At 65.2% G+C, this 21265-nt stretch carries 21 protein-coding genes; 18 read left to right on the top strand and 3 right to left on the bottom strand.

The genetic code is table 11. The annotated features are described in order from the left end of the window. The first annotated feature begins 89 nt into the window (after positions 1-89). The 4 genes from AABD04_RS19015 (at position 90) to AABD04_RS19000 (ending at position 3162) form a co-directional block, all read left to right on the top strand. Positions 90-599, top strand: coding sequence for a glutathione peroxidase (locus AABD04_RS19015; RefSeq protein WP_374230235.1), 510 nt, complete (start codon positions 90-92; stop codon positions 597-599). Between the two features lie 55 nt (positions 600-654). Further along, positions 655-1356 carry a DUF2334 domain-containing protein gene (locus AABD04_RS19010; protein ID WP_341442110.1) on the top strand — a complete coding sequence of 234 codons (702 nt, stop codon included), beginning with the start codon at positions 655-657 and terminating at the stop codon, positions 1354-1356. Positions 1357-1529: 173 nt separating this feature from the next. Then, complete coding sequence (gene thiM, locus AABD04_RS19005) at positions 1530-2348, top strand: hydroxyethylthiazole kinase (RefSeq protein WP_341442109.1); 819 nt, start codon at positions 1530-1532, stop codon at positions 2346-2348. A gap of 193 nt (positions 2349-2541) precedes the next feature. Continuing rightward, a complete protein-coding gene (locus AABD04_RS19000) occupies positions 2542-3162 on the top strand; it encodes an LppP/LprE family lipoprotein (protein WP_341442108.1) in 621 nt (206 codons plus the stop codon). Here AABD04_RS19000 and AABD04_RS18995 read toward each other — a convergent pair. Beyond that, positions 3159-3797: an MBL fold metallo-hydrolase gene (locus tag AABD04_RS18995; protein WP_341442107.1), complete on the bottom strand. Its 639-nt coding sequence runs from the start codon at positions 3795-3797 to the stop codon at positions 3159-3161. The two genes, AABD04_RS19000 and AABD04_RS18995, sit on opposite strands and share 4 nt — an antisense overlap. Before the next feature lie 100 nt (positions 3798-3897). Here AABD04_RS18995 and purS point away from each other — a divergent pair, with 100 nt between their 5' ends. The 4 genes from purS (at position 3898) to AABD04_RS18975 (ending at position 5529) form a co-directional block, all read left to right on the top strand. Beyond that, positions 3898-4134, top strand: coding sequence for a phosphoribosylformylglycinamidine synthase subunit PurS (gene purS, locus AABD04_RS18990; RefSeq protein ID WP_032371340.1), 237 nt, complete (start codon positions 3898-3900; stop codon positions 4132-4134). After that, positions 4131-4808, top strand: a complete 678-nt coding sequence (gene purQ / locus AABD04_RS18985; protein WP_341442106.1) for a phosphoribosylformylglycinamidine synthase subunit PurQ — start codon at positions 4131-4133, stop codon at positions 4806-4808. The genes purS and purQ overlap by 4 nt, the downstream gene beginning before the upstream one ends. 36 nt (positions 4809-4844) lie before the next feature. After that, positions 4845-5195, top strand: a complete 351-nt coding sequence (locus AABD04_RS18980; protein ID WP_341442105.1) for a VOC family protein — start codon at positions 4845-4847, stop codon at positions 5193-5195. A 175-nt stretch (positions 5196-5370) separates the two neighbouring features. Continuing rightward, complete coding sequence (locus AABD04_RS18975; protein ID WP_341442104.1) at positions 5371-5529, top strand: hypothetical protein; 159 nt, start codon at positions 5371-5373, stop codon at positions 5527-5529. Positions 5530-5554: 25 nt separating this feature from the next. Here AABD04_RS18975 and AABD04_RS18970 read toward each other — a convergent pair whose 3' ends face one another. Next, complete coding sequence (locus tag AABD04_RS18970) at positions 5555-6451, bottom strand: hypothetical protein (RefSeq protein WP_341442103.1); 897 nt, start codon at positions 6449-6451, stop codon at positions 5555-5557. 58 nt (positions 6452-6509) lie between these two features. Between AABD04_RS18970 and AABD04_RS18965 the strand changes: the two genes are divergently transcribed. Continuing rightward, positions 6510-7814: a M18 family aminopeptidase gene (locus tag AABD04_RS18965; RefSeq protein ID WP_335741949.1), complete on the top strand. Its 1305-nt coding sequence runs from the start codon at positions 6510-6512 to the stop codon at positions 7812-7814. 328 nt (positions 7815-8142) lie between these two features. On the opposite strand, the gene AABD04_RS18960 is transcribed toward AABD04_RS18965, so the two are convergent. Then, the gene (locus tag AABD04_RS18960; protein WP_341442102.1) at positions 8143-8907 is read right to left on the bottom strand and encodes a nucleoside phosphorylase; all 765 of its coding nucleotides are present in this window, start codon (positions 8905-8907) and stop codon (positions 8143-8145) included. A gap of 103 nt (positions 8908-9010) precedes the next feature. Here AABD04_RS18960 and purL point away from each other — a divergent pair, with 103 nt between their 5' ends. From purL to AABD04_RS18915, 9 genes are all read left to right on the top strand, one after another. Next, entirely contained in the window at positions 9011-11302 is a 2292-nt protein-coding gene (gene purL, locus AABD04_RS18955; RefSeq protein ID WP_341442101.1) for a phosphoribosylformylglycinamidine synthase subunit PurL, read from the top strand. 80 nt (positions 11303-11382) lie between these two features. Continuing rightward, positions 11383-13110 carry an alpha/beta hydrolase gene (locus AABD04_RS18950; RefSeq protein ID WP_341443101.1) on the top strand — a complete coding sequence of 576 codons (1728 nt, stop codon included), beginning with the start codon at positions 11383-11385 and terminating at the stop codon, positions 13108-13110. After that, positions 13107-13700: a CPBP family intramembrane glutamic endopeptidase gene (locus tag AABD04_RS18945; protein ID WP_341442100.1), complete on the top strand. Its 594-nt coding sequence runs from the start codon at positions 13107-13109 to the stop codon at positions 13698-13700. Before AABD04_RS18950 ends, AABD04_RS18945 begins: the two co-directional genes overlap by 4 nt. A gap of 2 nt (positions 13701-13702) precedes the next feature. Continuing rightward, a complete protein-coding gene (locus AABD04_RS18940; RefSeq protein WP_243593846.1) occupies positions 13703-14089 on the top strand; it encodes a sterol carrier family protein in 387 nt (128 codons plus the stop codon). 127 nt (positions 14090-14216) lie between these two features. Further along, the gene (purF, locus tag AABD04_RS18935) at positions 14217-15779 is read left to right on the top strand and encodes an amidophosphoribosyltransferase (protein WP_243593845.1); all 1563 of its coding nucleotides are present in this window, start codon (positions 14217-14219) and stop codon (positions 15777-15779) included. Positions 15780-15922: 143 nt separating this feature from the next. Continuing rightward, entirely contained in the window at positions 15923-17569 is a 1647-nt protein-coding gene (locus tag AABD04_RS18930; RefSeq protein ID WP_423228242.1) for an ABC transporter substrate-binding protein, read from the top strand. Between the two features lie 96 nt (positions 17570-17665). Further along, complete coding sequence (locus AABD04_RS18925) at positions 17666-18661, top strand: ABC transporter permease (protein WP_341443100.1); 996 nt, start codon at positions 17666-17668, stop codon at positions 18659-18661. Continuing rightward, a complete protein-coding gene (locus tag AABD04_RS18920; protein ID WP_243593843.1) occupies positions 18661-19629 on the top strand; it encodes an ABC transporter permease in 969 nt (322 codons plus the stop codon). Before AABD04_RS18925 ends, AABD04_RS18920 begins: the two co-directional genes overlap by 1 nt. Beyond that, positions 19626-21263, top strand: coding sequence for an ABC transporter ATP-binding protein (locus AABD04_RS18915; RefSeq protein WP_341442098.1), 1638 nt, complete (start codon positions 19626-19628; stop codon positions 21261-21263). The genes AABD04_RS18920 and AABD04_RS18915 overlap by 4 nt, the downstream gene beginning before the upstream one ends. Positions 21264-21265 lie beyond the last annotated feature (2 nt).

Below are 21265 nucleotides of genomic sequence, written 5' to 3'. Positions count from 1 at the left end.
AAGAACGCAAGTACGACCCCGCCACCAGCGGGGTCGTACTTGCATTTGTACGTCGGTTCCATTCTGTCGGTACTCACAGGTAAGTTCGGGTGATGACTGAAGTTCAGAACATCGGCATCAACACGCTGGGTGGTGCGCCCACCTCGCTCGACGAGTACGCCGGAAGGGCCGTCCTCGTGGTCAATGTCGCCTCCAAGTGTGGACTGACCCCGCAGTACGAGAAGCTCGAGAAGCTCGCCAACGAATACTCGGCCCGTGGCCTCTCGGTCGTCGGAGTGCCCTGCAACCAGTTCGGTGGCCAGGAGCCCGGTACCGCCGAAGAAATCGAAACTTTCTGCTCCACCACGTACGGCGTCACGTTCGCGATGACCGAGAAGGTCGACGTCAACGGTGACAACCAGCATCCGTTGTACGCCGAATTGACCCAGGCCGAGGACGCCGACGGCAAGGCCGGAGACGTCCAGTGGAACTTCGAGAAGTTTCTGATCTCGCCCGACGGAGTCGTCACGAACCGCTTCCGTCCGCGCACCGAGCCGGACGCCCCCGAGGTGCTCGCCGCGATCGACAAGATCCTGCCGAAGGAAACGATCGCCGTTTAGCTTCTGTCTGCATCGACGTCGAGCCTCGTTCACGCTGGTGTGCGAGGCTCGAGTCATGTCTGGACGCCTGATCGTGTCGGTGAGCGGAATCAAGAACGACACCTACGAGCACGCCGCCGAGTTCGCGCGGATACTCGACGGACGGGGCGTCCCGCTGTCGCTGCTCGTCGCGCCTCGGTTGAAGGACAAGTACCGCCTCGCAGCGGACGTGCCCACCCAGGAGTGGTTGCGGGCCCGACGCGACGGCGGCGACGCGATCGTTCTGCACGGCTACGACCAGGCCGCGACGAAGCGTCGACGCTCCGAGTTCTCCGCACTGCCGCGTCACGAAGCCCGACTTCGATTGATGGCCGCGGACCGCGTCATGGAGCAGACCGGCCTGCGCACCCGAGTGTTCGCTGCTCCTCGCTGGATTGCCTCACCCGGTGCGGTCGAGGCACTCCCAGACGCGGGATTCCGAATGTTGGCTGCGTTGAACGGTATTCACGACCTCGACCGGGACGGCGTCGTTCGCGCTCGGGTGTGGGGAATCGGCGAAGGATTCAAAGCCGAGCCGTGGTGGTTCAAAGCTCTGGTACTCGGCGCAGGCCGCACCGCCCGACGCGACGGAGTGGTGCGCCTGGCCATCAGTGCCAAGCAACTCGGACGGCCCGCGCCGCGACAGGCAATCCTCGACGCGATCGACCTCTCCCTGCACCACGGAGCCGAGGCCGCCGTGTACGAATGGATTCCGCGAACCAAAGCCCGCGTGGCGTAGTTCCTCGCTGCACCCCCCCGGCTCCGCGTCAATGGACCCTTGTACTCCCCAGACGTATGCAAAGCGCCATTCACGCGCACCGAGTAGCTGCGTGAATGTGACACTCCAGCGCTCAGACGTGTGCAGTGGTCCATTGACGCGAACGGGGTGGGTGCAGTCGTAGACTCGGATCGATGAGTGCCTCAAGTGTGACCCTGGACGACATCGCCCACGCACATCGTCTTCTGCGCGATCGCAATCCGCTGGTCCAGTGTCTGACCAACACCGTGTCGGTGCAGTTCGTCGCCAATGCACTGTTGGCAGCCGGGGCCGCGCCGGCGATGGTGGACAACCCCGAGGAAGCGGCCGGCTTCGCCGAGATCGCCGACGCGGTGTTGGTCAACCTGGGGACCCCGACGGCGGCGCAGGTGGAGAGTGCTCACCTGGCGTCGGCCGCAGCGAGGGCAGCGGGGAAGCCGTGGGTACTCGATCCGGTGGGAGCGGGCGGACTGCCGTGGCGAACCGGTGTTGCTGTCGATCTACTTGCCAACCGGCCCAGCGTCATTCGTGCAAACGCGTCCGAGGTGATGGGTCTGGCGGGCGCTGAGGGCGGATCAAGGGGAGTGGATTCGTCTGCGCACGCGGCAGATTCGGTCGATGCGGCGCGTTCTTTGCTGGACCGAGCCGAGGTGGTGGCTGCATCGGGGGAGACCGATCACATTCTCGGCCCCGACGGCATGGTGAAGGTGGGCGGCGGAAGCGCTCTGCTGCAACGGGTTACGGCTACCGGGTGTGCGCTCGGTGCGCTGACGGCTGCCTACTGCTCGGTGTCGCCGACTGCGCTGATCGGTGCCGTCGCGGCGCACGCGCATGTTGCGGTGGCGTCGGAGATCGCGGCCCGGTCGACATCGCGGCCGGGATCCTTCGCCGTCGCATTCCTCGACGGACTCGACACGGTCGACGAGTCGGCAATTCGTGAATTGGTTGGGCTCGACATCGGCTGGCCTGAATGACACGCGCTCCAGTGTGCAACTGGTGCTCCACTGTGCAGCAATATCCGCGGGAATGTCGCGAAATGTGCGCGTAGTGGTGCGAAAAAGGCAGATCGCTGCGGAGGTTACGCCCTCATGACCGAAACGTGATGTAACGGAACATGTTTGCGAGTGGACATATCTGGCGTCGGACAAATCGAACCAGGCGGTCTACATGAAACGACTTCTGCTCCTTGCAGTCGGTGCAACAGCTCTCGTCGCGTGCGGCGGGTCGGAGCAGGGAACGCCGTCGGCAGCGCCGTCCTCGGCCGTTTCGGCGACCACACCGGAAAGCCCAGCACAGGTGACGCCGGATCCGGCAACCGAAGGAACGCAACCGCAGCGGACCCCGCCCGAGGAGGCCGGCGACCTGGTTCCGATGGGCCCGCCTGACGACGAGCCGCAATGCCTGGATCTGGCGTCGGGGCCGGTGACACAGGCCGTGGACTCGCTGCCGCTGGTGTTCGCCGATTCACCGTGGGTCGCCACCGACATGGGCGATCCGTGTGCGTCGTTCACCTGGGTGGAAGCGCTGCCGTACGGCGCGACGGTGAGCTCGCCGACGCATCTGCTGTTCTTCCACGACGCCGAGTATCTGGGCACGGCCACGCTCGACCCCTACGGATTCACTTCTGTGGCTGCACAATCCGTCGATACCGTCACGGTGAACTACCGCTGGCCACTCGCCGACGACGCCAACGCCAATCCCACCGGCGGACCGGTGACGATCGACTATCGCTGGGACGGGACGCAGGTGACCATGATCGGCACCCTCCCGCCCGAGGTCACCGGCTAGATCGAGACGGACGATTCCTCGGGAAGTTCGCGGATTTCGGCGTCGGACATCTCCTTGAAGCGGCCGTAGTAGACGCCCCTCGCCTGTTCCGCGACGATGGCCTGGTGGATGGGAAACGCCATCCTCGGGGCCACTGCGCGCAGGAATTCGACGGTCTCGGAGAGCTTCGACCACGGTGCGGCTGCGGGAAGCGCGAGCACGTCGACCTGCTGCTCGGGGACGAACAGCGAGTCGCCCGGGTGGAACAGCTGGCCTGGATTCTCCGGAGTGCCGAGCAGGTAGCCGGTGTTGTCGATCTCCGGCAGTTCGGGATGAATGACGGCATGAGTGCCGCCCACGCCGGTGACGGTGATGCCGCCGACAGTGAAGGCCTTGCCTGCAGGAGCCGCCGCCCACTTGCCGCCGAGTTGGCCCGCGGTCATCGGATCGGCGTGCAGTGCCGCTCGCGGATTGGCCTCGACGAGAGCGGGAAGCCGTTGCAGATCGACGTGATCCGGGTGCTGATGGGTGACGAGGATGGCATCGAGTCCGGTGATGCCCTCGAACCCGTGGGAGAACGTGCCCGGATCGAACAGGACGGTGGTGCCGTTGAGTTCGACGAGAACGCAGGAATGTCCGAAGTGAGTCAGCCGCATGGACTCCACAGTAAGCGCGGTTTCGCGCCTCCCGCCAGGGCTGCGTAGACTCCCACCTGCCGGTAACTGTCTTGCTGTACGTATTTCAAGGAGCACTTTCGTGGCCCGAGTCGTTGTCGATGTCATGCCCAAGGCCGAGATTCTCGATCCGCAGGGTCAGGCGATCGCGGGTGCGCTCGGCCGGCTGGGAATCTCCGGCGTGTCCGACGTTCGCCAGGGCAAGCGCTTCGAGCTCGAGATCGACGATTCCGTCGACGACGCAGAGCTCGAGAAAATCGCCGAATCGCTGCTCGCCAACACGGTGATCGAGGACTGGAAAGTGACCCGCATCTCATGACCGCCCGCGTAGGTGTCATCACCTTCCCCGGAACACTCGACGACGTCGACGCTTCCCGCGCAGTCACCCTCGCCGGCGGAGAAGCCGTCAGCCTGTGGCACGCCGACGCCGATCTGAAGAACGTCGACGCCATCGTCGTACCCGGCGGATTCTCCTACGGCGACTACCTCCGGGCCGGCGCGATCGCCCGCTTCGCTCCCGTGATGGAGTCCGTCGTGAAAGCAGCCGAGGGCGGTATGCCGGTTCTCGGTATCTGCAACGGCTTTCAGGTGCTCTGTGAGGTGGGGCTGCTTCCAGGCGCACTGACCCGCAACGAAGGGCTCCACTTCGTCTGCCGCGATCAGTGGCTGGCAGTGGAGAACACCGACACTGCGTGGTCGTCGCGGTACGAGCCCGGTGCGGAGATCCTGATTCCGGTCAAGAACGCCGAGGGTCGGTACCAGGCACCGCAGAGCGTGCTCGACGAGCTCGAGGGCGAGGGACGCGTCGTCTTCCGCTACAGCGGCACCAACCCGAACGGATCGCAGCGCGGGATCGCCGGTATCTCCTCGGCCAACGGTCGGGTCGTCGGTCTGATGCCGCACCCGGAACACGCCACCGAGCCACTGACCGGACCGAGCGACGACGGCTTGGGCATCTTCTACTCGGCACTGGACACGATCGTCAACGCCTGACCCGAACCTGTCGGTGACCGCGGTTATCGTGCCGCCATGACACTGACGTTGGGCATGATCACGTTCGACACCACCGATCCGGAACCGCTCGCACGCTGGTGGGCGGCGCAGGTGGACGGAACGATCGTGGAGGAGAACGACGGCTGGTTCTACGTCGTCGAACTCCCCGCCGCGCCGTATCGAATGGCCTTCCAGAAGATCGACGACCCGACGCCCGGCAAGAATCGCGTCCACCTCGACATGACCACCGGTGACCTCGACGTTGAGGTTGCGCGCCTCCTCGAGGCGGGTGCGAGTGAAGTTGCGCAGCACACCATGGGCGACTTTCGTTGGGCCACCCTGACCGATCCCGACGGCAACTCGTTCTGCGTGTCCGGTTCGCACTGAGCGGATGCCCGCCCAATCGTGGGTCACCCTGATCGTCGGTGTGCTCGCCGTCCTCGGAGTCGCTTTCGGCTGGGACATCTATGGCCCGGTGACCGACCCTGGCGTTGAGGCGAGCACTCGCGCCACCGGCACAAACCGAGGACACTGACGGCGAGAGCGAGCAGGAGGACCCGCGATGACCACCGACGAACGCAACGTCAGAGCACCACGGCCCACGGTCGCCGCCGCCGCTGCCCGCGCGTACATCACCATGGCCGAACGCGATCATCAACCTGTACCCGACTGGATTCGCGACGCTGCAGCCGGACGGCCCACCACTCCGCCGCCCGAATAGCGGGTCTACCGGCACGTGATCGCGGTCAGGCCGCGCACGCTCGCAGCTCTGCCAAGGTAGAGGCGAAAACTCCCGTGGGCCCGCTCGATACGTCGCAGTACTCGCCGTCTCGCCAGAAGAACACCGAGCGTGACAGTGGGCTCGGTGTGTCATGACTGAACATATCTGCCAGATCGGCGAGCTCGGCTGCTGCCGCGAGCGCCACGTCGGCGTTGCGTGGCCGGTGAAAAATGAACTCGTAGGCATTGGGAACGACGAACAATACGCCGTACAGACATTCGCCGAGGTGTGCGGAGATCAGCGTGGACATATCGGCGACTTTCGACGCGAGGTAGATCGAATCGCCGCTGAGGACCTCGATGTCGACGCTGTTTCTGCTGAGAATTCGGCCGTCCTCGAACTTCAGCGCTGCGGTGTTCCTTCGGCCGGCTGCCCAGGCGGCGTTCAGGTCTCGGCCTACGAGATGTCGATCTGCCAATGTCACAGCGCGATTTGGAGAAGACAGGTTCAGTACCCGCCTCGGTGCGCCCGGCACGTCGAGTAGCGGGACGGAATACTCGTACTCGCACTCACCCATAGCCGCCAGGGCGGACGGAGCGATGACGCGCTCGCGCAGCCTCGAGTGGAACTCGTCGTCCGACAGTCCGGTGAAGAACGTGGGATCCGCCTCGCGCATCGTCTCGATCATGAGGTCGACATGGCCGGCGATGATGCCGTCCCACGCCGATCGACTCACCCTGGAGCACCGAGCGAACACATTGTTCAGTGACATACGAACGCCCGAGCCCACCGCCAAAGTCGTCGCGTCCTCGCGGTGAACCACCACCCCTCGCTTGCGAAATGCTTCGATCGTCTTCATCCGCACTATGGCGAATGTGGTCGCATGAACTGCGCCGTAGTCAGGCAAAGAATGAAATTTCATGACGTTGTCCCCCCGGTCGGTGTGTGCTCTCGAGGTGTTCGACGCGGCGGCTGCCACAATGGTTCCCATGTCGACTCACGCCTCCGCAACCGGTCTCTGCAACTTCGTCGACGTCTCCCCGTCCCCGTTCCATGTGTGTCGGACGGTGTCGGTGCAGCTCGAGGATGCCGGGTTCGTGCGTCTGGACGAGACCGATGCATGGCCGACCGAGGCGGGTCGCTACTACCTCATCCGCGGCGGTTCACTCGTCGCGTGGAGTACCGAGCGTGATTCGGGTCGTTCCGCAGGCTCCACTCCCGATGGCCCGTTCCGCATCGTCGGCGGACACACCGACAGCCCGAACCTCCGCGTGAAGCAGCATCCCGATCTGCAGTCCGCAGGCTGGCAGATGGTGGGCCTCGAACCGTACGGCGGCGCGTGGCTCAACTCCTGGCTCGACCGCGATCTGGGTATCTCCGGCCGGTTGAGTGTGCGCGACGGAAATGCCGTGCGCGAGGTGCTGGTGAAGGTCGACGAGCCCATTCTGCGAGTTCCTCAGCTGGCGATCCACCTGTCCGAGGATCGTAAGGGCGTCACCCTCGATCCGCAGCGGCACGTCAATGCCATTTGGGGAGTAGGCAATTCGCCGCAGTCGTTCATCTCCTACGTCGCCGAGCGAGAAGGCGTCGACCCGCATTCGGTGTTGGGTTGGGAGCTGATGACACACGATCTCGCGCCCAGTGCCGTCGTGGGCGTCGAGTCCGAGCTGGTCAGCGCGCCGCGTCTGGACAATCAAGGTACCTGCTACGCCGGAACTCAGGCTTTGCTTGCGGCAGTGGAGAATCCGACTGCCGTGACGCCGGTGCTTGCGTTGTTCGATCACGAGGAAGTCGGCAGCATGTCCGACCGCGGCGCGTTCTCGGATCTGCTGAACACCGTGCTCGAGCGCATCGTGATCGGACGCGGCGGTGGTCGTGAGGAGTTTCTCCGCGCGATGGCCGGATCCGTCTGTGCATCGGGCGATATGGCGCATGCGACGCATCCCAACTACCCGGATCGGCACGAGCCTGCGCATCGTATCGAGCTCGGCGGGGGACCGGTGCTCAAGGTCAACCAGAATCTGCGCTACGCAACGGATTCCGCGGGTGCGGGTGCCTTCGCGCTCGCGTGTGATCAGGCTGGAGTTCCTCTGCAGCGCTACGTACATCGCGCAGATCTGCCGTGCGGATCGACCATCGGACCGATCACTGCGTCGCGCACCGGACTGTCGACGGTGGACGTCGGTGCAGCGCAGCTCGCCATGCACTCCTCGCGAGAGTTGATGGGAGCCGCGGACGTGAAGCTGTACGCCGACGCCTTGGCGGCCTTTCTCGCCCCTGCCTGAGCCCGATCACCGGTCGCAAACGCGCGCGCATTCGTCAGATGCGCGCGGATTCGCTACCTAATCGGGGGTGATTCAGCAAACGCGCGCGCGTTTGCGAATCCCGATGGGTCGGAGGGTGTGGGCGGAAGCCGAATACCGCGGCGCGACATCGTTCCTCGTTCGGCAATCGCAAACGCGCGCGCATTCGTCAGGTGCGCGCGGATTCGCTACCTAATCCGGGGTGATTCAGCAAACGCGCGCGCGTTTGCGAATCCCGATGGCCCAGCGCGGCGAATCCCGATGGCCCAGCGCGGCGAATCCCGATGGCCCAGCGCAGCGGACCCGCGCGCTACACAGGATCGAGTTGCAGACACGCATCCGCCGCGAGCCAGAACAACTGTTCGCGCACTGTTGTTGCCTTGGTCCAGCCGCGGTGATCCCAGTCGGCGGCAAGGGAGTCGCCGGCGTACAGCAGTTGCGCGAATCGCACTCCGCGGAAGCGGGCAACGGCGCAGAAGGCCGAGGCTTCCATGTCGACGGTTCGGCAGCCCTCTTCGACGCGACGGGAGACGCGGGCCCGGGTCTCGCGGTAGAGCGCATCCGTCGTCCAGGAGCGGCCGGTGACGAAGTCGATTCCGGCGTCGGTCAGCACCGACTGCAGCACGGCTACTCCGTCCGGATCGGCGTCGACCACTCGGCCCGGCGGTAGGTAGTGGAACGAGGTGCCCTCGTCGCGGACGGCGCTGTCGACCACCATGACGTGCCCCATGCCCAGGTCGTCGGACAATGCCCCCGCACCGCCGACGGCCACGAACTGGGTGCATCCCATCGCGATGGCCTCTTCGAGGAACAGCGCTGCCAGTGGCGCGCCGACGCCGGGGTGGAAGACGGCAAGCTTCTGCCCGTTCCGTTCGATCTCGTAGACGGGGTGTTCGCCGTGCTCGGAGCGCATGATCGAGACGACTCGGGCGTCGCCTTTCGCGCAGATGCTCTCGATGACCTCGGAGAAGAAACAGACGACGGCTTTCGACGGGACGTCGACTCCCTTGGCCACCATCGACGGGTCGATGACGCCCGTTTCGTCCAGATCGTCCTCGGTCAGTGCGATGTCCATCTGCTGATGTTCGCACGAGGCACGTACGTCCGATGCCGTACATGTCGGTGGCACCTTATAGACTCTCCCTGGCATTTCGCTCCATCGAAGGGACCTATTCCTCGTGTCCGCTAGCTCCGTACCCACAGACACCGTCTCCAACGCCGTCGCCACCCCCGACGTTGCGCAGCCGTACAAGGAACTCGGACTCAAGGACGACGAATACGTCCGCATCAAGGAAATCCTCGGCCGTCGGCCCACCGACGCCGAATTGGCTATGTACTCCGTCATGTGGAGCGAGCACTGCTCGTACAAGTCCTCGAAGGTGCACCTGAAGTACTTCGGCGAGACCACCACCGACGAGATGCGCAAGCCCATGCTCGCCGGTATCGGTGAGAACGCGGGCGTCGTCGACGTCGGCGACGGTTGGGCCGTCACCTTCAAGGTGGAGAGCCACAATCACCCGTCGTACGTCGAGCCCTACCAGGGTGCAGCCACCGGCGTCGGCGGCATCGTCCGCGACATCATGGCCATGGGTGCTCGCCCGATCGCTGTCATGGACCAGCTGCGCTTCGGTGCCGCCGATGCACCCGACACGCGCCGCGTTCTGAGTGGCATCGTCGCAGGCGTCGGCGGATACGGAAACTCCCTCGGCCTGCCCAACATCGGCGGCGAGACGGTGTTCGACGCCTCCTACGCCGGTAACCCCCTGCTGAACGCTCTGTGTGCCGGCGTCATGCGCGTCGAGGACATGCATCTTGCCTTCGCGTCGGGCCTGGGCAACAAGATCATTCTGTTCGGTGCCCGAACCGGTCTCGACGGCATCGGCGGCGTGTCCGTCCTCGCCTCGGAGACCTTCGACGGTGACGAGACCGGCGGCGGCAGAAAGAAATTGCCTGCGGTGCAGGTGGGCGATCCGTTCACCGAGAAGGTGCTCATCGAAGCCTGCCTCGAGCTGTACTCCAACAAGTTGGTCGTCGGCATCCAGGACCTCGGAGGTGCCGGGTTGTCCTGCGCCACTTCGGAACTCGCGTCCGCAGGCAGTGGTGGCATGCACATCGAGCTGGAGAAGGTGCCGATGCGCGCCACCGGCATGACGCCCGCCGAGGTGCTCTCGAGCGAATCCCAGGAACGCATGTGCGCGGTGGTGACGCCCGACAACGTCGACGCGTTCATGGCCGTCTGCAAGAAGTGGGACGTGCTGGCCACCGTCATCGGTGAGGTCACCGACGGTGAGCATCTGCAGATCACCTGGCACGGCGACACCGTCGTCGATGTTCCGCCGAAGACCGTTGCGCACGAGGGACCGGTCTACAACCGTCCGGTGCAGCGTCCCGCCACTCAGGACGACCTGGTGGCGAACACTACTGCGTCGCTGCAGCGCCCGGAAACCGGAGACGAGCTGAAGGCGACGCTGCTGAAGATGATCGGCTCGCCGCAGCTGTGCAGCCGACGGTTCATCACCGAGCAGTACGACCGCTACGTGCGCGGCAATACCGTCCTCGCCGAGAACGCCGACGCCGGCGTGATCCGCATCGACGAGAAGACCGGTCGCGGAATCGCTTTGGCCACCGACGCGTCGGGCCGCTACACCGCACTCGATCCGTATCGGGGTGCGCAGCTCGCGTTGGCCGAGGCGTTCCGCAACGTCGCGGTCACCGGCTCGACCCCCAAGGCCGTCACCAACTGCCTGAACTTCGGCTCACCCGAGGATCCGGGCGTCATGTGGCAGTTCCAGCAGGCCGTGCGCGGCCTGGCCGACGGCTGCGTCACCCTCGGCATTCCCGTCACCGGTGGCAACGTCAGCTTCTACAACCAGACCGGTGCCGAGCCGATCCTGCCGACGCCCGTCGTCGGTGTTCTCGGCGTCATCGACGACGTGCATCGCCGCATCCCGACCGGTCTCGGCCTCGAACCCGGCGAGACGCTGATTCTGCTGGGCGACACCCACGACGAGTTCGACGGATCCATCTGGGCGCAGGTCGAGCACGATCACCTCGGTGGCGTACCGCCGAAGGTCGATCTGGCCCGCGAGCAGTTGCTGGCCGACATTCTGCTCTCGTCCTCGCGTGACGGACTGGTCTCGGCGGCACACGACCTGTCCGAGGGCGGCCTCGCCCAGGCCGTGGTCGAAGCTGCTCTGGCCGGCGAAACCGGTTGCCGCATCATCCTTCCCGAGGGCACCGATCCGTTCGTGACGCTGTTCTCCGAGTCCTCGGGCCGCGTACTGGTCGCGGTACCGCGCACAGAAGAAACTCGCTTCACCGGCATGTGCACCGCCCGCGGTCTGCCGTGGGCGCGCATCGGCGTCGTCGACGAGGGCTCGGACTCGATCGAGGTGCAAGGGCAGTTCTCCGTCCCGATGACGGAACTGCGCGAGACGTTCGAGAGCACTCTTCCCAGACTCTTCGGCTGACCGAGGTGGGGGGACAGGTATCGGAGCGTCGGAAGGAGACCGAGCCCGCACTCGAGCAGGATCAGCATCACCGATACCACCTGCCGTCGGTCGAATTCTCGGTCCCGTCGCCCGACAAGCATCCGTTCGTCATGTGGGCGTGGGGCCTGCTGCGCCTGGACTTCACCGGAATCGCGTTCGGCGCGTTGTTCTTCTGCTGGTCGTTGACTCCGTCTCTGCTCCCTCGGGGATGGTTGTTCCAGGGCATCATCGGCGGTATCAACGCGGCCATCGGCTACGCATTCGGCATCGCGGTGGGGTGGGCCGTGACCCGATGGTGGCTCTCGTCCCGATCGTGGTGGCCGTTGCCTCGCACGGTCGAGCTGGCCGTCAAAGTCGCTGTGCCCGTAATGGCGATCGCGGCATCGATGATCATGCTGGCGATCTCGGCGGAATGGCAGCGTGAGCTGGCCGCGCTGATGGACGCGGAGGGGACGACCACAACGGGGTACCTCCGCACCGGCGCGCTCAGTATCGCCGTTGCGGCACTGTTGATCTCGGTGTGGCGGGTGTTGCGCGACCTCGTTCGGCTGGTCGCCCGTCAGATCAACCGCATCGTCAAGATGCCGCGAGAAGTGGCCAATGCGCTCGGGGTCGTCGTCCTGGTCGTGCTGTCCGTCGCCCTGGTTCAGGGTGTGCTGCTGCGCGCGGTCTCCGAGGTCACCAACTCGGCCTTCAGCCTGCAGAACGACGAAACCCGGGACGGCGCTGAGCAACCCGTCGAAGACCAACGCTCCGGCAGCCCGAACTCGTTGGCACCGTGGGACACTCTCGGTTTCGAGGGGCGCAACTTCGTCTCGAGTGGGCTGCGCGCCGACGAGATGGAGCGGGCCACGGGCCGTCCGAGTCTCGAGCCGATTCGGGCCTACGCAGGCCTGGAAACCGCAGAGACCCAGGACGAACGACTGAACATCGTGGTCGCCGAACTCGAACGCACCGGGGCATTTCAGCGCGCGGCTCTCGTCGTCGTGCCGACCACCGGAACCGGCTGGGTCAATCCCACTGCCATCGAAGCCGAAGAGCTCATGTTCGACGGCGACGTCGCCACCGTCGCATCGCAGTATTCGTATCTGCCCAGCTGGATCTCCTTCATCGCGGAGGGAGACAAGGCCGCGCAGGCAGGCAAAGCTCTGATCGACAAGGTGCACGACCGCTGGCTGGAGGAACCGGAGGCCACGCGCCCCAAGTTCTACGTCTACGGCGAGAGCCTCGGTACTCAGGCGGGCGAGGGTGCGTTCACCGGTCTGGCCGACATCAGAGCCACCACCGACGGGGTCCTGTGGGTGGGACCGCCGAACAACAACCGCATCTGGAGTCAGTTCGTCAGTAGACGTGACCCGGGAAGTCCCGAGGTTCGGCCGGTGTACTCCGAGGGCCTGACCGTCCGATTCGCCGACAACTCGACGGGCATCCCGCCGGAGGATCAGCCGTGGTACGAGCCGCGGATCCTCTACGTCCAGCACGCGTCGGATCCGGTCGTCTGGTGGTCACCGGACCTGCTGTTCGAGCGTCCCGACTGGCTCTCGGAGCCACCGGGACCGGACCGGCTGCCGAGCATGCGATGGTTCCCGGTCGTCACCTTCTGGCAGGTGGCCGCCGATCTGACCAACGCCGCAGGCGTTCCCGACGGGCACGGGCACAACTACGGAACCCTCGTGCTCGACGGCTGGGTGGCCGTCGCCGCGCCCGAGGGGTGGACCGACCGCGACACCGAACGAGTTCGCGGCGTCATGGAGCAGTTCGCCGGCCGAGACGGTCCCGAGAAGTGAACACCGAAGCGCTGCTGATCGGCTCGGCGACGACGGCGTGGAGCACGGTCGCGCTGCCGTCGACACGTCTCGATGCCCGTGGACGGGCGGTGGCCAACGCCTCGTTCGCCGTCGGTGTGGCTGCACTGTCCCGAACGAGCGCAGAAGCGCTCGGTCTGCGCAACGTCGCTGTCGGCCTGAAGTGGGGCGCTGCGGCGTCGGCGATTCCGGTGTTCGGAGCTGCCGTCGTTGCGGCGATTCCGGCGTTGCGACGCCGTGTCCGGCCGTCCGAGGACGACCTGGCCGAGTGGGTGTTGTTTCGGATTCCGGTGGGGACGGTGCTGACCGAGGAGTTGCTGTTCCGCGGTGTGCTCGACGCCGCGTCGCCGGTGCTGTCGCCGATCTTCTTCGGCCTGTGGCACATCCACCCGGCTCGCTCTGCGGGTGACAGCGTGGTCGGAACAGTGGTCGCGACCACGGCCGCGGGCGTGGTGTTCTCGTGGTTGCGGTCCCGCAGCGGGAGCGTGCTCGCCCCGGCCTTGCTGCATTACTTCCTCAACGCCAGTGGGGCCGTGCTGGCGCATCTCGCGGCGAACGACAGGAGTCGGTAGCAGTGCCACCACACAAGGAAGTCGGCCCCGCCGAGGTACGCGACGCCGTTCTGGCCGTCGAGCAATGGATCAAGGGTGAGGCGGACAAGCCTGCTCGCGCACAGATCGCGGCGGCGGTCCGCACCACCGCGAGGACCCTTGGTCAGAACGCGCCTGGATCCTCGGTGGAGGTGCGGGTGCCGCCGTTCGTCGCGGTGCAGTGCATCGAGGGTCCGCGTCACACGCGGGGGACCCCGCCGAACGTGGTCGAGACCGATGCGCTGACGTGGCTGCAGGTGGTCACCGGAGTCCGCGATTTCGCCGAGGCGCTCGCCGACGGTTCCATCGATGCGTCGGGCAGCAGAGCAGCCGAAGTGGGTCGCTGGCTGCCACTGTTGTCCATCAGGTGATCGGCCCGAATCGGACACCGGTTCATCCGCTGGGAATCTCCCGTACACACGATGCGTTGACTTCGGCCGTGTGCCCGTAGACTTGGGCACGGCCCCACCGCCCCGTACCCCCAAGGGAGCAATGCCCGTGACCAACGCCGATTTGTCGGTCGACAGTCCGAACCTTCTGGCAGGCAAACCGCTCGACGAACCGGAGAACGAGCCGCGCGAGGAGTGCGGGGTGTTCGGAGTATGGGCACCGGGCGAGGATGTGGCCAAGCTCTCGTATTACGGCCTCTATGCGCTGCAACACCGTGGTCAGGAGGCCGCCGGCATCGCAGTGTCCGACGGCTCCCAGGTGTTGGTGTTCAAGGATCTCGGTCTCGTCAGCCAGGTGTTCGACGAGCAGACTCTCGGCGCGATGCCCGGGCACGTCGCCATCGGGCACTGCCGCTACTCCACCAGTGGATCGGTCACGTGGGAGAACGCGCAGCCGATCTTCCGCACCACCACGGCCGGCACCGGGATTGCGCTCGGCCACAACGGAAATCTGGTGAACTTCGCCGAGCTCGCCACCAAGGCGCGCGACGCAGGGCTGATCAGCGACCGGCTGCAGGGCAACGGCACCTCGGATTCCGACGTCGTGACCGCGCTGCTGGCGCACAAGGCCGCCGACTGCACCATCGAGCAGGCGGCGATGGAACTGCTGCCACTGCTCAAGGGTGCCTTCTGTCTGACGTTCATGGACGAGCACACCCTCTACGCCGCGCGCGACCCGCACGGCGTGCGCCCGCTGTGCCTCGGCCGCCTCGATCGCGGCTGGGTGGTGGCCAGCGAGACGGCGGCACTCGACATCGTCGGTGCCGCGTTCGTCCGCGACATCGAGCCCGGTGAACTGCTCGCGATCGATGCCGACGGTGTCAGGTCCTCGCGGTTCGCGGCCCCCGAGCCCAAGGGCTGTGTGTTCGAGTACGTCTACCTCGCTCGGCCCGACAGTGTCATCGGTGGCCGGTCGGTGCACTCGACGCGAGTCGAGATCGGACGACGACTCGCCAAGGAGCATCCGGCCGAGGGTGACCTGGTGATTCCGGTGCCCGAGAGTGGAACTCCCGCCGCGGTCGGTTTCGCGCAGGGCTCCGGCATTCCCTACGGCCAGGGCTTGATGAAGAACGCCTATGTGGGCCGCACGTTCATTCAGCCGTCGCAGACCATCCGCCAACTCGGCATCCGGCTCAAACTCAACCCTCTCAAAGAGGTCATACGGGGCAAAAGACTGGTGGTGGTGGACGATTCGATCGTTCGCGGCAACACTCAGCGCGCCCTGATCAGGATGCTGCGCGAGGCCGGTGCGCTGGAGATTCACGTGCGTATCGCGTCGCCGCCGGTACGTTGGCCCTGCTTCTACGGCATCGACTTCGCTTCTCCCGCAGAGCTGATCGCCAACGGTGTCGACTCCGAGGACGGCATTCTCGAGGGCGTTCGGCAGGCGATCGGTGCCGATTCGTTGGGGTACATCTCCATCGACGGCATGATCGCTGCCTCCGAGCAGCCTGAATCGCGCTTGTGTGCAGCATGTTTCACCGGCAAATACCCGATCGATCTGCCTGCCGACAATGCGCTCGGCAAGCACGTTCTCGAGGGCCTGCTTGCCTCGGCCGCCGGGCAGCCGGTGGACAACGACGCGAATGTGAGCGCTCTGAGTCGTCCGTGAGCTGGGCGTTCCTGCGAGGGAACAACGGGGTTTTCTCAATGCCACATATTGGAAACAGTCCGTCGGTACTGTCCTTTCAGTTACATAGGACACACCGATTTGGATAGAGGCATCAGATGACCCTGTCGCCCGACGACGGACGCATGCAGCGCTACAGCGCGGCATCGAAGACCGCCGTGCGCAAGCACAGCAAGAAGACCGCTGCAGTGGCAGCACTGTCGGTACTCGCATTGACTGCGGCGGCCTGCGGCTCGGGCCGCACCGACGACGCCGGCGGATCCGGCGACAGCGGCGGCGGCGAGACGATCACCGTCGGAACCACCGACCAGGTGACGTCACTCGACCCGGCCGGCTCGTACGACAACGGCTCGTTCATGGTGATGAACCAGACGTATCCCTTCCTGATGAACTTCGCCCCCGGCAGCTCCGAGCTGGAGCCCGACGCGGCCGAGAGCTGCGACTTCGCCGAGCCGACCGTCTACACGTGCACGCTCAAGGACGACCTGACGTTCGCGAACGGCAACCCACTGACGAGTGAGAGCGTGAAGTATTCGTTCGATCGAATCGTCGCGATCAACGATCCCAACGGGCCTGCGTCGCTGTTGACCAACCTCGACAGCATCGCCACGCCGGACGAGAAGACCGTCGAGTTCACCCTGAAGGCTGCGAACGACCAGACGTTCCCGCAGATTCTGGCGACCCCGGCAGGCCCGATCGTCGATCAGACCGTGTTCCCGGCCGATTCCGTTCTCGACGACGACGCCATCGTGGCGGGTACGCCGTTCGCCGGTCCGTACTCGATCTCGAGCTACGCCAAGAACTCCCTCGTCAGCTTTGCCGCGAACGGCGACTACAACGGAATTCTCGGAACGCCGAAGACGTCGTCGATCAACGTGAAGTACTACACCAGCTCCGACAACCTCAAGCTCGACGTTCAGAACAAGGCCATCGATGTGGCGTGGCGCTCGCTGACTCCGACGGACGTCGAATCGCTCGGAGCCGTCGACGGTCTGACGGTGCACGAGGGGCCCGGTGGCGAATCCCGCTACATGGTGTTCAACATGAACACGATGCCCGGCGACACCCCGGAGCAGAAGTTGGCCGTGCGCAAGGCAATTGCGGCCTCTGTCGATCGCCAGGCGCTCTCCGACAGCGTTTACAAGGGCACGTACACCCCGCTGTACTCCGTGGTTCCGACCGGTCTGGAAGGTTCCAACAAGGCCTTCTCCGACGTCTACGGTGAGACACCCAACAAGGACGAGGCTGCCGGATTCCTCTCCGCTGCAGGCGTCGCCACTCCGATCCAACTCAACCTGCAGTACAACCCGGACCACTACGGTTCGTCCTCGAGCGAGGAGTACGCCGCGATCAAGAGTCAGCTCGACGCGACGGGCTTGTTCAACGTGAACCTGCAGTCGACCGAGTGGAGCACGTACACCAAGGAACGCGTCGCCGACGCGTACCCGGTGTACCAGCTGGGTTGGTTCCCGGACTACCCCGACGCAGACAACTACCTGACGCCGTTCTTCGCACCGGACAACTTCCTGCAGTCGCACTTCGAGAGCCCGGAGATCACCTCGCTGCTCGATCTCGAGCGCACGACGGCCGACGAAAATGCGCGGATGCAGATCATCGGTCAGATTCAGACCGAGCTGGCGACGAACTACCTGCCGACGCTTCCGTTGTTGGAGGGCAAGCAGATCGCCGTCGCCACCGACGAGATCAGCGGTGTCGACGAGACTCTCGACGCCTCGTTCAAGTTCCGTTTCGTCACTCTCGCCAAGAGCTGACCGGTGCCCACTACCGCGGACGCGCCGGTAGGGGAGAAGCAAGCGAAGCAGGCGAGCGCGCCGTCACGATACGGCGCGCTCGCCCGCTATCTCGGGATCAGATTTCTGCTGATCATTCCGACTGCCTGGATTCTCGTCACCGTCGTCTTCTTTCTGATGCGGGTCATCGGTGATCCGATCACCGCCGCCCTCGGCGGCCGCCTACCCGCCGAACAGATCGCCCAACGCAAGGCCGAGGCCGGCTACGACCGGCCGATCCTGACGCAGTACTGGGAGTACCTGACCGGTTTGCTGCGCGGCGACTTCGGCCGCTCGGCCACCGACAATCGCGCGATCAGCGACGTTCTACTCGTCAACGGTGCTGCCACACTGGAATTGGCCTTCTGGGCTCTGCTGGTGGCCTTCGCGGTCGGTATTCCGCTCGGTTTCTTCGCCGCCACCCATCGAGACCGATTCGGCGACGCCTCGTTGCGAATCTTCGCGATCCTGGCGTACGCGGCCCCGGTGTTCTTCGTCGGCATGCTGCTCAAGCTGCTGTTCGCCGTCAAGCTCGGCTGGCTGCCGGTGGCCGGACGAGCGAGCACCAATGTGGAACTGGCACTGCAGAACGTCGCTCCGAAGACCAACATTCTGATCATCGATTCGTTCCTCTACGGTGAGCCGAGCTACATCGTCGACGTGCTCCAGCACGCCGTACTGCCGGCGCTCGCCCTGGGTCTGTTGACGGCCGGAGTGTTCCTGAGGTTGGTGCGCGTCAACCTGATTCAAACGCTGCAGGCACCCTTCGTAGATGCCGCCCGCGCTCGCGGGTTGAGCGAGGGCACGGTGACGCGACGGCATGCGTTCCGCAACGCCATGATTCCCATCGTCACCGTCATCGGCCTGCAGATCGCCGTGCTGCTCGGCGGCGCGGTATTGACCGAGACCACGTTCGAGTGGCAGGGCCTCGGCTACGAACTCGCCCGCTACCTGCAGGCCCGCGATTTTGTTGCCGTGCAGGGCATCGTGACGTTCCTGGCCGTGGTGGTCGCCGTCGTCAGCTTCTTCACCGACGCGATCGTCGCACTCATCGACCCGAGAGTGAGGTTCTGATGAGCACCGAAGTCGTGCTGTCCGACGTCCCGCCCACCCGCCCGCACCGTCGAGGAGTTCCCGGCGTCGCGTTCGTGAAGTCGACATCGGGCTTGCAACGCGTCACCTTGATCGTCGGGTTGGTCCTGATGGTGGGGTTCGTGATCGCCGCAGTGTTCGCTCCGCTTCTCGCGCCGTACGGGTTCTCGCAGACCAGCGACGCCGGGCAGGATTTCGCCCGCCAGGCAGCCCCGTCCGCGCAGCATTGGTTCGGCACCTCGGTCCGCGGCGAGGACGTGTTCTCTCGGGTGATCTACGGTGCACGAACAGCTTTGATGGTGATTGCGTCGTCGTTGATTCTCTCGCTGATCATCGGCGTTCCGCTCGGCCTGGCCTCGGGGTACATCGGCCGATGGTTCGACCGAGTGCTCGTGCTGTTCATGGACGCGATGTACGCATTCCCGTCGCTGCTGCTCGCGGTGGTCATCTCGATCGTCGTCGCAGGCGGACAGTCGTCCAGCTTCGGCGGTATCGCATCCGCGGCCATCGCCATCACGGCGATCTTCGTGCCGCAGTACTTCCGCGTGGTACGCAACGCCACGGTGGCGGTCAAGACCGAACCGTACGTCGACGCCGCCCGAGTCACCGGAGCCGGTACTCCGCGAATCCTGTTCCGCCACATCCTCGCCAACGTGGTGCAGACGCTGCCGGTCATCATCACACTGAACGGGGCCGAGGCCATCCTGACCCTGGCCGGACTCGGATTCCTCGGCTTCGGCATCGAGCCCACCTCCGCCTCGGAGTGGGGCTACGACATCAACAAGGCGCTGCCCGATATCTCCAACGGCATCTGGTGGACGTCGGTGTTCCCCGGCCTGGGCATCGTGCTCGTTGTGCTCGGCCTGACCATGGTGGGCGAAAGCGCAAGCGAGACACTCAATCCGCTGCTGCGCACCCGCAAGAAGTTCAAGAAGGCGGTGAAGGTATGACATCGAGCGTTGCGACTCCACAAGAGTCCGCACTGTCGGTGAAGTCGTTGTCCGTCACGTTTCTGACCGATGCCGGCGAAGTCGATGCCGTCACCGAGGTCTCGTTCGAGGTGTATCCCGGTGAAGTCCTGGCCGTGGTGGGCGAGTCCGGCTCGGGCAAGTCCGTCAGCGTCAGATCCGCCATCGGACTGCTACCCGACACCGCACGCGTGGAGGGCCACGTGGTGCTCGGGGGCCAGGACGTGACGACGCTGAGCAACAAGGCGTGGGCGCAGTTGCGCGGCAACAAGATTTCGATGGTGTTCCAGGAACCGGGCAGCGCTCTGGATCCGCTGTTCACCATCGGGTATCAGATCGTCGAGGCACTGCGGGCGCATACGCGCGACGACGGAAAGCGAATGTCGGCCAAGGACGCCAAGACGCGGGCCGTCGAACTGTTGACGATGGTCGGCCTGCCCAGCCCCGAACAACGCTTCTCGTACTATCCGCACGAGCTCTCGGGTGGGCAGAAGCAACGCGTCATGATCGCGATCGCCATCTCGTGCGAGGCGAAAGTCATCATCGCCGACGAGCCGACCACCGCGCTCGACGTCACGGTGCAGGCCGAGATCCTCGAACTACTGCGCGATCTCAAGGATCGGCTGGGTTGTGCCATCGTGCTCATCACCCACAGCATGGGCGTCGTCTCTGATCTGGCGGACCGCGTCGTCGTCATGCAGAACGGTCGCGTCGTCGAGGAAGCACCGGTGGCGCAGCTCTTCGATGCGCCCGCAGACGACTACACCAAGAAGCTGCTGGCCGCGGTGCCGACGCTGGCCGCGGTGGAGTCGGACAAGACCGTCGACACGTCGGGCGAACCGGTACTCGACGTCTCTCGGTTGGTGGTGCAGTTCTCCGGCGGTGTCGGCTCGCCTGCCTTCCGGGCGGTCGACGACGTCTCGCTCACCATCCACCGCGGCGAAACCCTCGGCCTGGTGGGTGAATCCGGCTCGGGTAAGTCCACGATCGGCAGATGTGTTGCGGCACTGCAGAAGCCGACCAGCGGCAGCGTGACGGTGATGGGGCAGAACATCGCAGGGGTGAGCGAACGCAAACTCAAGCCCCTGCGGAAGCGGTTCGGGTTCGTCTTCCAGGACCCGTCGGCGTCACTGAACCCCCGACTGACCGTCGGACAGTGCATCGCCGAGCCGATGATCGTGCACAAGTACGGCTCCAAGGATGCGATCGCGGCCAGAACGACCGAGCTGCTCGACGCCGTGCAACTGCCGTCCGGCACCGGCAAGCGCTACCCGCACGAGCTCTCCGGTGGACAGCGGCAACGCGTCAGTCTGGCGCGGGCACTGGTACTGGGACCGGATCTGGTGGTTGCGGACGAGCCGACCAGTGCACTGGATGTCTCGGTACAGGCGGCCGTGCTCGACCTGTTCGAGGCACTGCAGCGGGAGTTCGGATTCGCGTGCCTGTTCATCAGCCACGACCTCGCGGTGGTCGACCGCGTCGCGCACCGCGTGGTGGTGCTGCGGGGCGGGGGAATCGTCGAACAGGGAACACCGTGGAAGATTTTGCGATCACCGGAGGCGGACTACACCAAGAAGCTGTTGGCGGCGATTCCCGGTAAGCGGCTGCACACGTGAGT

The sequence above is a fragment of the Rhodococcoides navarretei genome, from assembly GCF_038069675.1.
Classification (GTDB): Bacteria; Actinomycetota; Actinomycetes; order Mycobacteriales; family Mycobacteriaceae; genus Rhodococcoides; species Rhodococcoides navarretei.
The sequence above is the reverse complement of the archived record's forward strand: the minus strand, read 5'-3'. Positions and strand labels throughout refer to the sequence as shown.